Origin of the sequence: Streptomyces sp. NPDC003023 (assembly GCF_042888225.1) — a bacterium.
GTDB lineage: Bacteria > Actinomycetota > Actinomycetes > Streptomycetales > Streptomycetaceae > Streptomyces.
This window is the reverse complement of sequence record NZ_JBIAPL010000010.1, coordinates 245,874-259,589: the sequence shown is the minus strand read 5'-3', so window position 1 is coordinate 259,589 and position 13,716 is coordinate 245,874. Positions and strand designations below refer to the sequence as shown.

Annotated in this window: 11 protein-coding genes; 2 read left to right on the top strand and 9 right to left on the bottom strand. The window is 71.4% G+C overall.

All coding sequences use genetic code 11. The features are described from left to right. Positions 1-93: 93 nt before the first annotated feature. From ACFYV1_RS28430 to ACFYV1_RS28415, 4 genes are read right to left on the bottom strand one after another with little or no spacing between them, the layout of a single operon-like run. Positions 94-984: an SDR family oxidoreductase gene (locus ACFYV1_RS28430; protein WP_389398449.1), complete on the bottom strand. Its 891-nt coding sequence runs from the start codon at positions 982-984 to the stop codon at positions 94-96. Beyond that, on the bottom strand, positions 981-1,490 hold the full coding sequence (locus ACFYV1_RS28425; protein ID WP_389398448.1) for an MSMEG_6728 family protein: 510 nt from the start codon (positions 1,488-1,490) through the stop codon (positions 981-983). The genes ACFYV1_RS28430 and ACFYV1_RS28425 overlap by 4 nt, the downstream gene beginning before the upstream one ends. A 9-nt stretch (positions 1,491-1,499) precedes the next feature. Then, positions 1,500-3,041, bottom strand: coding sequence for an SDR family oxidoreductase (locus ACFYV1_RS28420; protein ID WP_389398447.1), 1,542 nt, complete (start codon positions 3,039-3,041; stop codon positions 1,500-1,502). A gap of 43 nt (positions 3,042-3,084) precedes the next feature. Beyond that, complete coding sequence (locus ACFYV1_RS28415) at positions 3,085-5,190, bottom strand: MMPL family transporter (protein ID WP_389398446.1); 2,106 nt, start codon at positions 5,188-5,190, stop codon at positions 3,085-3,087. 76 nt (positions 5,191-5,266) lie between these two features. Here ACFYV1_RS28415 and ACFYV1_RS28410 point away from each other — a divergent pair, with 76 nt between their 5' ends. Next, positions 5,267-5,761 (top strand): MarR family winged helix-turn-helix transcriptional regulator, encoded by a 495-nt coding sequence (locus ACFYV1_RS28410; RefSeq protein ID WP_389398445.1) that lies wholly within the window; start codon positions 5,267-5,269, stop codon positions 5,759-5,761. Positions 5,762-5,767: 6 nt separating this feature from the next. On the opposite strand, the gene ACFYV1_RS28405 is transcribed toward ACFYV1_RS28410, so the two are convergent. From ACFYV1_RS28405 to ACFYV1_RS28385, 5 genes are all read right to left on the bottom strand, one after another. Continuing rightward, a complete protein-coding gene (locus ACFYV1_RS28405; RefSeq protein ID WP_389398486.1) occupies positions 5,768-7,243 on the bottom strand; it encodes an MFS transporter in 1,476 nt (491 codons plus the stop codon). A 306-nt stretch (positions 7,244-7,549) separates the two neighbouring features. Then, on the bottom strand, positions 7,550-8,917 hold the full coding sequence (locus ACFYV1_RS28400) for a GH1 family beta-glucosidase (RefSeq protein ID WP_389398444.1): 1,368 nt from the start codon (positions 8,915-8,917) through the stop codon (positions 7,550-7,552). Between the two features lie 50 nt (positions 8,918-8,967). Then, positions 8,968-9,807: a carbohydrate ABC transporter permease gene (locus ACFYV1_RS28395; protein ID WP_389398485.1), complete on the bottom strand. Its 840-nt coding sequence runs from the start codon at positions 9,805-9,807 to the stop codon at positions 8,968-8,970. Between the two features lie 37 nt (positions 9,808-9,844). After that, positions 9,845-10,840 carry a carbohydrate ABC transporter permease gene (locus ACFYV1_RS28390; RefSeq protein WP_389398443.1) on the bottom strand — a complete coding sequence of 332 codons (996 nt, stop codon included), beginning with the start codon at positions 10,838-10,840 and terminating at the stop codon, positions 9,845-9,847. A gap of 11 nt (positions 10,841-10,851) precedes the next feature. Continuing rightward, on the bottom strand, positions 10,852-12,165 hold the full coding sequence (locus tag ACFYV1_RS28385; RefSeq protein ID WP_389398442.1) for an ABC transporter substrate-binding protein: 1,314 nt from the start codon (positions 12,163-12,165) through the stop codon (positions 10,852-10,854). Positions 12,166-12,359: 194 nt separating this feature from the next. On the opposite strand from ACFYV1_RS28385, the gene ACFYV1_RS28380 reads away from it, so the two are divergent. Beyond that, positions 12,360-13,649 carry an ROK family protein gene (locus tag ACFYV1_RS28380; protein ID WP_389398441.1) on the top strand — a complete coding sequence of 430 codons (1,290 nt, stop codon included), beginning with the start codon at positions 12,360-12,362 and terminating at the stop codon, positions 13,647-13,649. The last annotated feature ends 67 nt before the right edge of the window (positions 13,650-13,716 follow it).

The following is a 13,716-nucleotide window of genomic DNA, read 5'->3' as shown; positions in this document are numbered from 1 at the left end:
GGCCCGCCGGGCTACGCGGCCCGGAGGCTTTCACCGAGGTGGCCCAATCGGCGACGGCCGTGCGCTCTTAGAAGCGTGCGTACCCGAGGCGGCTCAGCGGCCCGTGCGCCGGTGGCGTTCGGTGTCCGCCCGGCCGCCGGCGCCCAGCAGGCCCGTGTCCGTGAACGCGGTCCTGCGTTCGATCCTGGGCAGTTCGCGCCTGCAGAGCCGTGTGACCACCGGGGGCAGGGCAGCGCGGACGACCTGGACGGCACGGAGCCAGGCCGGCGCGTACACGGCCGCGCTGCGGTGCTCGACGGCTCGCGTGATGCGCGCCGCCACGGTTTCCACCGGGTGGACCCTGCGGGCCGGCGGCGGCATGTGCCCCCGCAGTTCCCGCAGGACGGTGTACCGGTCCCCGTCGCGGATCATGTCGGTGTCGGTCCAGTTCAGGTAGGCGATGCCGACCCCGACGCCGGTGTGGGCCACCTCGGCCTGCAGCGAATGGGTGAACGACTCCACGCCGGCCTTCGAGGCGCAGTAGGCGCTCATCATGGGCGCCGCTCCCATCGAGGCAAGCGACGCGATCTGCAGGTAGTAGCCACGCGTCGTGCGCAGTTGCGGGAGGAAGGCGCGCGCGGTGATCGCACTGCCGATCAGGTTGACCTCGATCACCCGGCGCCACACCGCCGGGTCGGACTCCGCGAAGGGGCCGCCCTCGGCGACTCCCGCGTTCGCCACGACGACAGAGGCGGGGCCGAGACGGTCGCGGACGTCGGCGGCCACCCGCCGCATCGCGGGCTCGTCGCTGACATCGACCTCCCAGCACAGGGCTTGCCCGGCGAGGCCGTCCCGCACCCCGGCGAGTTCTGGTTCCTCCAGGCCGAGCAGGGCCACCGTGGCGCCGCGCCGGGCCAGTTCCCGTGCGGTCGCCGCTCCGACCCCGCGGGCGGCGCCGGTCACGACGGCGACGCGGCCGTGCAGAAAGCGTGCTGGATCCGTCATGTGGTCCTCCTCTTGGCGGGCCCCGGCCCGGGCCCCGGTTCCGCTTCGCGGTCGGACGTGGGCCAGACGTACGGCAGGTCGTCCGGCACACCGGGGAACTCGCGCCGGTAGAAACCGGGGTCCTTGCGCACCAGCGCCGACCGGTGGCTGCGGTGAAAGGCCGTGTCGCCCAACCAGGGCGGCAGGTCGCCGTCGGCCGCGAGGCGGTCCTGGGAGCGCACCGTCACACCCGGACGCCAGAACAGGAAGTCGTTCACCAGGGTGGCGGCGCAGGTGTCCGACCTCCCCTCCGCCGTCCACACACCGCAGACGTCCAGCCCGTACCGCACGAGCGCCTCCTCGTAGCCCACCCACATGCGGACGGCCGGATGCCTGCGCCAGCCGTATCCGGGCACCGTGAGTCCGCGCAGCACCTGCAGCGCCTCGACCCGCTGCTTTCCGAGCCGCCTGGGATCCAGTGCCGCGGCCGACCGCGTGAAGTCCGCATAGGGAAGAAAAGTCTGCACAGAACACACCTATCCCCGTGGGCGCCGCCGCGCGCGGGGCTCGCGCGCGCTCATGCCTCTGGCCGCCGCCTGGGTGATGTTGCGTGCCATGCCGCCGAAGACCACAGCGTGGAACGGGGAGACGCTCCACCAGTAGGCGTGCCCGAACAGCCCCCTGGGGTGGAACAGCGCCCGTTGCCGGAACCGGGTGCGGCCCGAGTCGTCCTCCTCGGCGTACATCTCCAGCCACGCGAGACCCGGCAGCCGCATCTCGGCGCGCAGGCGCAGCAGACGGCCGGGCTCGATCTCCTCCACCCGCCAGAAGTCGAGCGAGTCGCCCACCCGCAGCCGCTCGGCGTCCCGGCGCCCGCGCCGCAGCCCGACCCCGCCCACGAAACGGTCCAGCCATCCCCGGATCGCCCAGGCGAGGGGGAACGAGTACCAGCCGTTGTCCCCGCCGATGCCCTCGATCACCTTCCACAGAGCCTCCCGCGGGGCGTCCACGACGAGTTCGCGCTCGTCGCGGTAGAGACTGCCGCCGGCCCAGTCGGGGTCGGTGGGCAGCGGATCGCTCGGCGCGCCGGGCAGGGCTGCCGACGACCATCGGGTGGCGACCTGGGCGTCCCGCACCCGCCGCAGCGCGAGGGCCAGTGCCTGGTCGTACGGCAGCGGCCGGCCGTCGCCGTCGGGCACGTACTCGGCGATGTCGTGTTCGTGGCAGACGACTTCATGGCGCAGCGACTCGGTCAGCGGCCGGGCGATGGAGTGCGGTACGGGCGTCACCAGCCCCACCCAGTGGCTGGACAGCCGGGGCGTGAGCACCGGCACCGGGACGATCAGGCGCTTGCGCAGCCCGGCGACCGCGCTGTAGCGCCGCATCATGTCCAGGTAGGTGACCACGTCCGGCCCGCCGATGTCGAAGGTCCGGTTCACGTCCGCCGGCATGCGGGCGGAACCCACCAGGTATCGCAGGACGTCCCGTACGCCGATCGGCTGAATCCGGGTGCGTACCCAGCTGGGGGTGACCATGACCGGCAGCCGTTCGGTCAGGTAGCGCAGCATCTCGAACGACGCGGAGCCCGACCCGATGATGACGGCCGCCCGCAGCACCACGGCGGGCACGGGGCCGTCGAGGAGGATCCGCCCGACCTCGGTGCGGGACCTCAGATGCGGTGACAACTGCCGCGGCGGCACACCCCGCGGGGTCAGCCCGCCGAGGTAGACGATGCGCCGCACCCCGGCCGCGTGGGCCTGTTCCGCGAAGATCCGGGCGGCCCGGCGGTCCGTCTCCTCGAATCCGGCGCCCGTGCCGAGCGCGTGCACCAGGTAGTAGGCGACGTCGACGCCCCGCATGGCGGCTTCGACGGAACCGGGGTCGGTCACGTCGCCCTCGGCTGCCTCGATGTCCCCGGCCCACGGGTGGTCGCGCAGCTTGCCGGGGGAGCGGGCCAGGCAGCGGACACGGTGCCCGGCTGCCAGCAGCTCCGGGACCAGCCGCCCGCCGATGTAGCCGGTCGCCCCGGTCACCAGGCAGTGGAGCCGTTCCGTGTCCTGTCGCTGGCCGGCGCTCACCGGTGGCCTCCTCGGGTGGTCGGTTCGTCCCTGAGTGTCCCGCTCAGGCCCGATCATGTCCCGGCGTCGCGGTTCCGGCGCGGGAGAGCCGGCTCGGCCACCATCCCCGGGGGCCGATGTCGAGCACCAGTGCGGGAACGAGGAGCGAGCGCACGACAAGGGTGTCGAGCAGGACGCCGAAGGCGACGATGAAGGCGATCTGGACCAGGAAGGCCAGCGGGATCACGGTCAGGGCCGCGAAGGTGGCCGCCAGCACCACTCCGGCGGAGGTGATCACTCCGCCGGTGGTGGTGAGCCCGCGCAAGACGCCCTCACGGACGCCGTGCACGAGTGTCTCCTCCCGTACCCGGGACATGAGGAAGATGTTGTAGTCGACGCCCAGGGCCACCAGGAAGACGAATCCGTACAGCGGAACGGAGGCGTCCGTGCCGCTGAACCCGAAGGCGTGCCGGAAGACGAGCGCCGACACGCCCAGGGTGGCGACGAAGTTGAGCGCGACGGTGGCCACCAGCAGCAGGGGGACGAGCACCGAGCGCAGCAGCAGGATCAGGATGAGCAGGATGACGGCCAGCACCACGGGGACGATGACCGTCCGGTCGTGGGAGGCGGTGCGCTGGGTGTCGTACTGCTGGGCCGTGTAGCCGCCCACGAGCGCGTCGGCGCCGGAGACGGAACGGACGGCGTCACGCAGCCGTTCGATCGTCCGCTTGGCCGCGTCGCTGTCGGCCGCGTCCTCGAGGGTGGCGTGGATCCGTACCCGGCCGTCCACCACCTGTGGTTGCCCGGCGCCCGGCCTGCCGCTGGCGTCGACCGCGCCGGCCGACGCCACCCCGTCCGTCCGCGTCGCGGCAGCTGCGACCTCCGCCGCCCGGCCCGCGGATGTGATGATCACGGCGGGATTGCCCGCGCCGGCGGGAAAGTGCTCGCCCAGGGTCTTCTGGGCGGCGACGGACGGAGCGTCACCGACGAAGATCTCGTCCAGCGGCACGCCCTTCGACGACAGTGTCGGCGAGAAGGCGGCGAGTGCCGCGAGCACGATCGCCGTGGTGACCCACACGCGTCGCGGAGAACGGCCGACCAGGGACGCGACGCGGCGCCAGACGCCCCCGCCCCGCCCGGTGGGGTCCGCGGGACGCGGCTTCGCGGGCCAGTACGCCGCCTTGCCGAGCAGGCACAGGACGGCGGGCAGGAACGTCAGGGCGCTGAGCACGGCGCAGACGATGCCGATCGCGCCGACCGGCCCCAGCGCCCGGTTGTTGGTCAGGTCACTGGCCAGCAGGGCGAGCAGGCCCAGGGCGACCGTGGCCGCGCTCGCGGTGATCGCGCCGAAGGACCTGCGCACGGCGGCCCGTGCCGCCGCCGCCCGGTCCCCGCCGGCGGCGAGCTCCTCGCGGAACCGTGCGGCCAGCAGCAGCGCGTAGTCGGTCGCGGCTCCGATGACGAGGATCGACAGGATGCCCTGCACCTGGCCGTCGACCCTGACGACGCCGTTGTCGGCCAGCGCGTACACGACGGCGCAGGCGAGGGCCAGGGCGAACACGGCGCCGACGATGATCACCAGCGGCAGCAGCACGCTGCGGTACACGAGCAGGAGGATCAGCAGAACCGCCAGGAGGGCGACGCCCAGCAGCAGGCCGTCGATGCCGGAGAACGCGTCCGACAGGTCGGCCCGGCTCGCCGCCGGGCCCGCGAGCTGCGCCTCGGCGCCCGGCACCCGTTCGGCGGCGTCCCTGATCTCCGCGAGGACCGTGGGCAGTTCGTCCCCGAGGTCGGGCTCGAGCTGCACGACCGCCTGAAGCGCCGCGCCGTCCTCGGACGGAACGGCGGGGGACGGACCGCCCACGACTCCCTCCGTGCCCCGCAGAGCCGCCAACCGCGCGGTCGCCTCGGTCTGCTGCCGTGGGGTCACCCGGCCCTCGGACACGGTCCACACGACGATCGCGGGCACCGTCTCCGACTGGTCGAACGCCTTCTGCGCGTTCAGGACCCGCGTGGACTCGGCGCTCTCGGGCAGGAAGGCGGCCTGGTCGTTGGTGGAGACCTCGCCCAGCTTTCCGGCGTACGGCCCGAGGGCGCCGCCCACGCCCAGCCACACGATCAGCAGTGCGAGCGGGACCAGCCATCGGGCCCCGCGGGACGCGCCTGTCATTGCTTTCCCCAAGTCATGAGGTGGAGTATTTCAATCATCGAGTATCTCAATTGTTGAGAGATCATATCCTGGGCGCATGCGCAGCACTGACGACACCCCGACCGAGCCCTCCCCGGACGGCCCCACGAGCCTGCAGGGCTTCGCCGTCCTGCTGCGCCGGATGAACTCGGAGTTCAACCGCATCGCCCACGAGTTCGCGCAGTCGCAGGGGCTGCACCTCACGGATGTCCAGGCGCTCGTCGCGATCATGGACAGTGACCAGGGCGAGGAAGACGAGCCGATGACCCCGGGGAGGCTGCGGACGCAACTCAACCTCACCTCGGGCGCGGTGACCGCCTGCCTCGACCGGCTGGAGCGGTCCGGCCACGTCCAGCGCGTCAGGGCGCCCGACGACCGCCGCGTCGTGCATCTCCACTACGCCGCCGCGGCCAAGCCCGTGGCCCGCGAGTACTTCATGCCGCTCGCCCGCAGCACCGATGCGGCCCGTCGGCGGTTCAGCGAAGACGAACTGCTGGTGGTGGTGCGCTTCCTCGGCGCCATGAACCAGGAACTCGCGCAACTGCGACGCTGAGCCACGTCAGCGCCGGGTCCCCGCGGTCCGGTCGGGCGCCTTCGCCGCCGATCGGCCGGGGCGGAGCCGGCACTCGACGATGTCGGCCAGGGAGATGGCGAGCGCCGCGACGACGAAGGCCACCGACACGATCAAGCCGGCGTCGTACGCGGAAGCCCAGTCGTCGGGGCCGACATGCGCGAAGAAGACCGACCCGACCGCGGCGATCCCGATCGCCGAGCCCACCCGCTGCCCGGTCTGCAGCGTTCCGGCCGCGCTGCCGGCCGACCCGACCGGCACCCGGTCCAGGGTCAGCGTCTGGTTGGGCGCGATCACCAGGCCGCTGCCCAGTCCGGCCAGGAGCAGCGGGGCGGCCATGGCCCAGCCCACCCCCGGACCGGGAACCAGCCGGACGGCCACCGCAGTCCCGGCGAGTCCGAGCGCGACCATCGTCAGACCGACACTGATGAGGGGCCTGCCGAACCGGCTCACCAGGCGGCCCCCGATCCCGGCCGACAGACCGGAGCCGACGGCGAAAGGGGTGATGGCGGCGCCGGCCAGCAGAGCGCTGAAGCCGAGACCGCTCTGCAGATACAGCGTGCTGATGAAGAAGATCGAGGTGAATCCGGCGAAGTAGAACACGATGAGCAGACAGCCCAGCCAGTAGCTGCGGATCCGGAACAGCGACAGGTCGAGCACGGGCTCCCTGCCGCGGCTCCGCCACCGGTTCTCCCAGCGCGCGAAGCCGGCCAGGAGCAGCAGGGCCACGACGATCAGCAGCCACTTGGCGGAGCCGGGCCACTGGTGCGCCTGGACGAACGGCAGGAGCAGCGTCAGCACGCCCAGCCCGAGCAGCAGCACACCGACGGGATCGAGCCGGCGCACGGAGACCCGGCCCGCCGACGGGGTGTCCGGCAGCAGCCTCCTGGCCAGGACGAGACAGACCGCGCCGAGCGGCAGATTCACGTAGAAGACCCAGCGCCATCCCTCCTGCGCCCCGGCGACGTGGATGATGAGCCCGCCGAGCAGGGGCCCGACGGCGGTGGAGATCCCGACGACGGTGCCGAAGATGCCGAAGGCCCGGCCGCGTTCCGCGCCGGAGAACATCTGCTGGATCAGCGCCGAGATCTGCGGCGAGATCAGAGCTCCCGCGAAACCTTGCGCCACACGGGCGACGACCAGCCATGTGCCGGACTGCGCGGCACCGCAGGCGGCGGAGGCGAGTGTGAACAGGGCCAGCCCCACCATGAACACCGCACGCCGGCCCCTTGCGTCCCCCAGACGCCCCGCCGGAACCAGCAGCAGTCCGAACGCCAGGGCGTAACCCGACAGCACCCACTGCAGGATCGACTCGGGCGCGTCGAGGCCCTCGCCGATGGACGGCAGCGCCACATTGACGATGGACACGTCCAGGAGCGTCATGAATCCGGCGACGAGGCAGACGGCGAGTGCCTTCCACCGCTGCCGGTCGGCCCTGTCGCCGTCACCGTCACCGTCGGGCAGTCGGACACCGCTGGGCGGATCACCGCCGGAGGAAGCCGATGTCACAGCGACCACCCTCTCCTGCGCCCTCGTCCGTGCCCGGATCCGCGGAGCGGCACGGACTCCTTCCCCGCCACTGTGGCAGCTCCACGGCCGGGCGGCTCGGGAACGGGCGCGTCGTGGGGGGGGGGGGCGGGCGCGCCCGGCCCCCCCCCCCCCCCCCCCCGGGGCGGGCCCCCCCGGGCGGGGGGGGGGGGGGGGGGGGGCCCCCCCGCCCCCCCGCCCCCCCCCCCCCGGGGCCGGCCTCCCGGGGCCTGGCGGGAAGTGTCAGGCCGCCCGGCCGGACCTGCTCGCCGCGTGGGCGCGGATCAGGCCGGCGTAGTGCCGGCCGCTGCCTTTGACCGTGCGGCGCTGGGTCTCGTAGTCGACGTGGACGAGGCCGAAGCGCTTGTCGTAGCCGTAGGCCCACTCGAAGTTGTCGAGCAGCGACCAGGCGAAGTAGCCGGCCAGCGGGGCGCCCTTGCCGGCGGCGCGGGCGCAGGCGGCAAGGTGCTCCTCCAGGTAGCGGGCGCGCTCGGGGTCGTCGATCGTGCCGTCGGCGCGAACGGTGTCCGGGTAGGCGGAGCCGTTCTCCGTGACGTAGAGCCGGCGGGCGCCGTACTCGTCGGTGAGGCGGAGCAGCAGCGACTCGATGCCGTTCGCGTCGACCTCCCAGTCCATGCCGGTGCGGGGCACGCCCGGCCGGTCGATCTGCCGGGCGTACGGCGCCGGGCCCGTCGGGTCGTCGGTGACGACGGCGGGGAAGTAGTAGTTGAGACCCAGCCAGTCCAGCGGCGCCGCGATGGTCTCCGGGTCACCGGCCCGCTCGGGCAGTTCGACCCCGTACACGTCGAGCATGTCGGCGGGGAAGCCGCGGCCGTGGACCGGGTCGAGCCACCAGCGGTTGGTGTGGCCGTCCATCCGTCGAGCGGCGGCGACGTCCGCGTCGCTGTCGCTCGCCGGCGCCACGGTGGAGAGGTTGTTGACGATCCCGACCTGCGCGCCGGGCGAGGCCGCCCGGATGGCTCGGGCGGCCAGTCCGTGACCCAGCAGCAGATGGTACGAGGCGCGCACGGCGGCCGCCAGGTCGGTCAGACCGGGCGCCATCCTGCCTTCCAGGTGCCCGATCCAGGCCGAGCACAGCGGCTCGTTGAGGGTGGCCCAGTGGTTGACGCGGTCGCCGAGGCGCTCCGCGACCGCGGAGGCGTAGGCGGCGAGGTGGTGGGCGGTGTCCCGCTCGGTCCACCCTCCGCGGTCCTGGAGGACCTGGGGCAGGTCCCAGTGGTAGACGGTCACGGAAGGCGTGATGCCGGCCTCGAGGAGCCCGTCGACCAGCTGGTCGTAGAAGTCCAGCCCCCTCGCGTTGACCGGGCCGTCGCCGCCGGGGACGACGCGCGGCCAGGCGACGGAGAGGCGGTACGCGTTCGTACCGAGCTGCTTCATCAGCGCGATGTCCTCGCGCCAGCGGTGGTAGTGGTCGCAGGCGACGTCGCCGTGGTCGCCGTTGTCGGTCTTGCCGGGCGTGTGCGAGAAGGTGTCCCAGATCGACGGGGAGCGGCCGTCCTCGGCGACCGCGCCCTCGATCTGGTACGCCGAGGTGGCGGTGCCCCAGGCGAAGTCGTGCGGGAGGGCGGCAAGGTCGGTGAACTCGGTCACGGACGTCCTTTCGGATGGGGGAACGGAGCGGGGGGAGGGCGGCGCGCCGGTCACTTCACGGCGCCGGCGGTGAGTCCTGTGACCAGATAGCGCTGGAGCAGCAGGAACCCCGCCACCACGGGGACGGAGACGACCAGGGAGGCGGCCATGATCTGGTTCCAGTACACGTCGTTCTGTGTCGAGTAGCCCTGGAGGCCGACGGCGAGGGTCCTGGTCGTGTCGTTCGTCATGACGGAGGCGAAGAGGACCTCGCCCCACGCGGTCATGAACGCGTAGACGGCGACGGCGACGATCCCCGGGACGGCGGCCGGCACGACGACCCGGAAGAGGGCCTTGACCGGGCCGCAGCCGTCGACCAGCGCGGCTTCGTCCAGCTCCCTGGGCACCGAGTCGAAGTACCCGATGAGCATCCAGATGGAGAACGGCAGCGAGAACGTGAGATAGGTGAGGATCAGACCGCCGCGCGATCCGAAGAGGGCGACACCCGTCGTGTTCCCGATGTTGACGAAGATGAGGAAGAGCGGCAGCAGGAAGAGGATGCCGGGGAACATCTGCGTCGACAGCACGGAGACAGTGAACAGCCGCCGGCCGCGGAAGCGGTAGCGGCTGACCGCGTACGCCGCGAACACGGCGATGACTACCGAGCAGAGCGTGGCCGCGCCCGCCACGATCAGCGAGTTCACGAAGTACTTCGCCAGCGGGACGGTCTCCCAGATGTCGAAGTAGGGACGGATCGTCAGCCCGTTCGGTATCCAGCGGAATTCACCGGAGACGTCCTCCAGCGGTTTGAGGGAACTCGAGACCATGACATAGACGGGCAGCAGCACGAAGCCCGTCAGCAGGGTCAGGAAGACGCGCCGGGTCCAGACGAAGGAACGCGGAGCCGCCATGGGGGACCGGCGCGTCCGCGGCCGGTGCGTCGTGGTGCTAGACATCGGACACCTTCCTCCCGCGCGAGGTGGCGACGAGATGGACGGCGGTCACCAGCAGCAGAAATGCCAGCAGCAGTACGGACATGGCGGACCCCGTGCCGAAGTTCCAGGTGGCGAACGACGACTGGTAGATGTGGATCGAGATGAGGTTCGCCGCTTCCGGAGCCGCCTTGCCGAACAGCACGAACGGCGTGTTGAAGTCGTTGAACGTCCACAGGAACAGCACCAGCACCAGTACCTGGTTGACCGACCGCAGCGACGGCAGCGTGATCCGCCGGATCTGCTGCCACACGCCGGCCCCGTCGAGCGCGGCGGCCTCGTACAGCTCCTTGGGGATGTTCTGAAGTCCCGCCATCACGATGAGGAACGCGAACGGCCAGCCCTTCCACACGGACACGATCAGCAGTGCCCAGAAGCTGTTGTCGCCGATCAGCCAGAACGACGGGCTGTCGGTCAGACCGAGTTGATCGTGCAGTACGTGGTTGATCAGACCGTTGTCCCGCTGGAACATGAACGCCCAGGTGATCACGGCCGCGTAGACCGGCAGCGCGTACGGGACGAGGAACAGCGCCCGCAGGACGCCGCGGCCCTTGAAGCTCTCCTGCATGCAGACCGCGGCGGCCGTACCGAGCAGCCAGCACAGCCCCACCGACAGCACGGTGAACAGGCATGTGGTGAAGAACGACGTGAGCAGGGCCTGCCCGACAGGAGCGTCGAAGTCGACGGCGACCTCGAAGTTGTCCAGCCCGGACCAGGGAGCCGATCCCCAGTCGCGGAGGTGGAACTGCGTGAGCTCCTTGAAGCTCATCGCGATGCCGAGGGCGATCGGCACCAGGTGGATCAGGAGTTCCAGGAGGAGGGCCGGGAGCAGCAGGATGTACGGCAGCGCGGAACGCCTCAGCCGCCCGGGGCGGCGCGGACCACGCGCCGCCCCGGGGGTGTCCTTGCGCACGGCCCGCTCCCGGACTTCCGAGTCGGCGGTCGTGTTCATCAGGGTGTCACTCACTGCTGGGGCATCTGCTGCTGGGCCTTGGCCAGTTCGGCCTTGACGGACCCGGTGGTCACCGGCTCGCCGCCGGCGGCCGCGGCGAAGAGGTTCTTGACGGCGGTGCCGACGACCGTCTCGAACTGGGACTCGTTGGGAACCTGGGGGAGGGGCGCGGCGCTGGTCGCCAGGGTGTCGCGGAGCACCTTCAGCTCCGGACGGTCGAAGGCCGGGTCGCTCTGCGCGGCCTTGACCGGCGGTATGGAGCCGTAGGTCCTGCAGAGAAGCTTCTGCTCCTCGTCACTCGTCATGAACTTGACGAACTCCAGGGCCCCGTCGAGGTTCTTGGTGTTCTTGAAGACGGCCATGTTGATGCCCGCGACCATCGAGTTGAGGCTCTTGCCCTGACCGGGGGCGCCCGCCTGTACGGGGACGGGGGCCACCCCCCACTCGTCGTCGGCCATGCCCTGGGACTTGAAGGTGGAGGCGGCGGCCTGCCACAGCACCATCGCCGTCTTGTCCTTGGCGAAGTCGCTGAGCGACTGGTTCTGGGCGTACTCGGCGTTGCCCGGGGCGATGATCTTGTCGGTCGCCATGAAGTCCACGTACTGCTTGACCGCGGCGACGGCGCCGTCGGAGGTGAAGTCGGGCTTGCCGGACGCGTCGAAGAAGTCGGCGCCGTGCTGCTTGCCGAGCACGAACACCTGGTGGATGTTGTTCGAGAGGTTGGAGCCCTCGGCGCCGAGCGCCCACTTGCCGTCCTTCGACAGCTTCCTGCCTGTGGCCACCAGCTCGTCCCAGGTGGCCGGCGGCTTCTCGACGCCCGCGTCGGCGAACATCTTCTTGTTGTAGTAGAGGGCGTACGACATCGAGTACAGCGGGATCGCCGCCGGGTCGGAGCCGGGCGCTCCGGTGGAGGCGAGGGCGGCCTCGACGAACCGGTCCCTGCCGCCGATCTTCTCCAGGTTCTTCTCGTCCCACGGCAGCAGCGCCCCCGTGGACTGCAGTGAGGCCGACCAGGTGTTGCCGATGTTGAGGACGTCCGGGCCCTGCCCGGAGGTCGTGGCGGTCATGATCCGGTTGAGCAGGTCGCTCCAGGGGACCACCTCGAGCTTGACCTTGATCCCGGTCCGCTCCTCGAACTTCCTCAGCTCGGGTTCGAGGATCTTCTTGTCGGCCTCGATGTTCGGGCCCTGGTTGGACGCCCAGTAAGTGAGGGTCTTGGGGGACTCGTTGGAGCCTCCTGTCGACGAACCGCCACCGCACGCGGTGGCGGTTGCGAGCAAGGAGACGGCGACTGCACCACTGGCTACTGCTCTGAATCCGCGCATGGCTCCAGGTGTCCCTTTCCTGTCGGAGCGTCGAGCGCCGCGGGCAGGGGGCCGACAGTGAACGGCGCGACTCCTGGGTGACCTCACGGCTTAATTTAGGACGTGAGTTAAGCTCCTGGGGGCGACGGCGTCAAGGGGTGGCGCGAAGCTGACTTCCAAGCGCGCGGATCCCGCGCGGATCCGAGGAGCACTGCATGGCTGGACAGGCCGGACGGACGGTCAACGACCTGCGGCGGAGCAACCGAGCCGCGGTACTGCAACGGTTGTATTTCGACGGATCGATGAGCCGGCAGGCGCTGGGTCCGGCCACCGGACTCAGCTCGGGCACCATCAGCAACGTCGTCGGCGAACTGACCGCCGACGGGCTGGTGGAGGAGGCGGGCAGTGTCGACTCCGGAGGTGGCCGCCCGCGTACCCTGCTGCGCATCGTCCCCGCCAGCGGCCATCTCATCGGCGTCGACGTCGGAGAGACCCGGGTCCGCGTCGAACTCTTCGACCTGACCCTCACCGAACTGTCGCGCGCGCAAAGGGTCCTGGCCGGTGACGGATACGACGTCCGCGTCATCGTGGACCACATCCGCGACGCCATCGGGGACGTGCTGCGCCACGCGGGAGCCACCGCCGGGCAGCTCGTCGGCGTCGGGGTGGGCGTACCGGGAATCGTCGCCAGGACCCAGCAGGAAGGGGCCGTCGTCCACGGCCAGACGATCGGCTGGGACGCCGTCCCGCTGGAGGAACTGCTGCGCGAGGCCTGCGGACTGCCCGAGACGGTGCCGTACTTCATCGAGAACGGCGCCAGGACCCTGGGGCAGGCGGAGATGTGGTTCGGTGCGGGGCGGGGCGCCCAGAGCGTGGCCGTGATCCTCTTCGGCTCCGGTGTCGGCGCCTGCCATGTGACCGATGTGGCCGAACAGGGCCGCGCCCTCGAATGGGGCCACCTCACGGTCAAGGTCCAGGGTCGCAGGTGCCGTTGCGGCGCGCTGGGCTGCCTGGAGGCGTACGCGGGGGCGGAGGCGCTGCTGGAGCGTTGGCGTGAGGCGGGCGGGTGTTGCCCGGAGGGCTCCGACGAGGAGACCGCGCTCGGTGCCCTGCTGGCCGCGGCGTACCCGGACGGCGGTGGCGCCGCCGACCCGGTGGCCCTCGCGGTGCTCCAGGAGACCGCCGAGTATCTGGGCGCGGGTCTCTCCGGCCTCATCAACCTGTTCCAGCCCGAGCGGATCCTCATGGGCGGCTGGGCCGGTCTCGAACTCGGCCGGCGGTTCCTCGCCTCCGTCCGTGAGCACGCCACCGCGTACTCGCTGGGGTACCCCGCCGGGCGCGTCACGATCGAGCTCGGTGCGCTGGGGCCCGACGCGGTGACACTCGGCGCGGCGACCCTGCCGCTCGCGCACTTCCTCGCGGCCGGTGGCAGAAGGGCCCGGCCGGTCCGCGAGATCGTAGCGCCGGCGTGGCGGGCGGCCCTGGAGGGCCGGGCGGTGCATTGACAGTCCGGCGTGGCGTTCCCCATGATCTCGGAGAGCGCTCTCCGAACGGCGTAGGGGGAACCATGCC

Coding starts and splice junctions, on each gene's coding strand:
- ACFYV1_RS28410 (WP_389398445.1), top strand. CDS start 5,267: ATGCGCAGCACTGACGACACCCCGACCGAGCCCTCCCCGGACGGCCCC.
- ACFYV1_RS28395 (WP_389398485.1), bottom strand. CDS start 9,807: ATGGCGGCTCCGCGTTCCTTCGTCTGGACCCGGCGCGTCTTCCTGACC.
- ACFYV1_RS28385 (WP_389398442.1), bottom strand. CDS start 12,165: ATGCGCGGATTCAGAGCAGTAGCCAGTGGTGCAGTCGCCGTCTCCTTG.
- ACFYV1_RS28390 (WP_389398443.1), bottom strand. CDS start 10,840: ATGAACACGACCGCCGACTCGGAAGTCCGGGAGCGGGCCGTGCGCAAG.
- ACFYV1_RS28380 (WP_389398441.1), top strand. CDS start 12,360: ATGGCTGGACAGGCCGGACGGACGGTCAACGACCTGCGGCGGAGCAAC.
- ACFYV1_RS28415 (WP_389398446.1), bottom strand. CDS start 5,190: ATGACAGGCGCGTCCCGCGGGGCCCGATGGCTGGTCCCGCTCGCACTG.
- ACFYV1_RS28430 (WP_389398449.1), bottom strand. CDS start 984: ATGACGGATCCAGCACGCTTTCTGCACGGCCGCGTCGCCGTCGTGACC.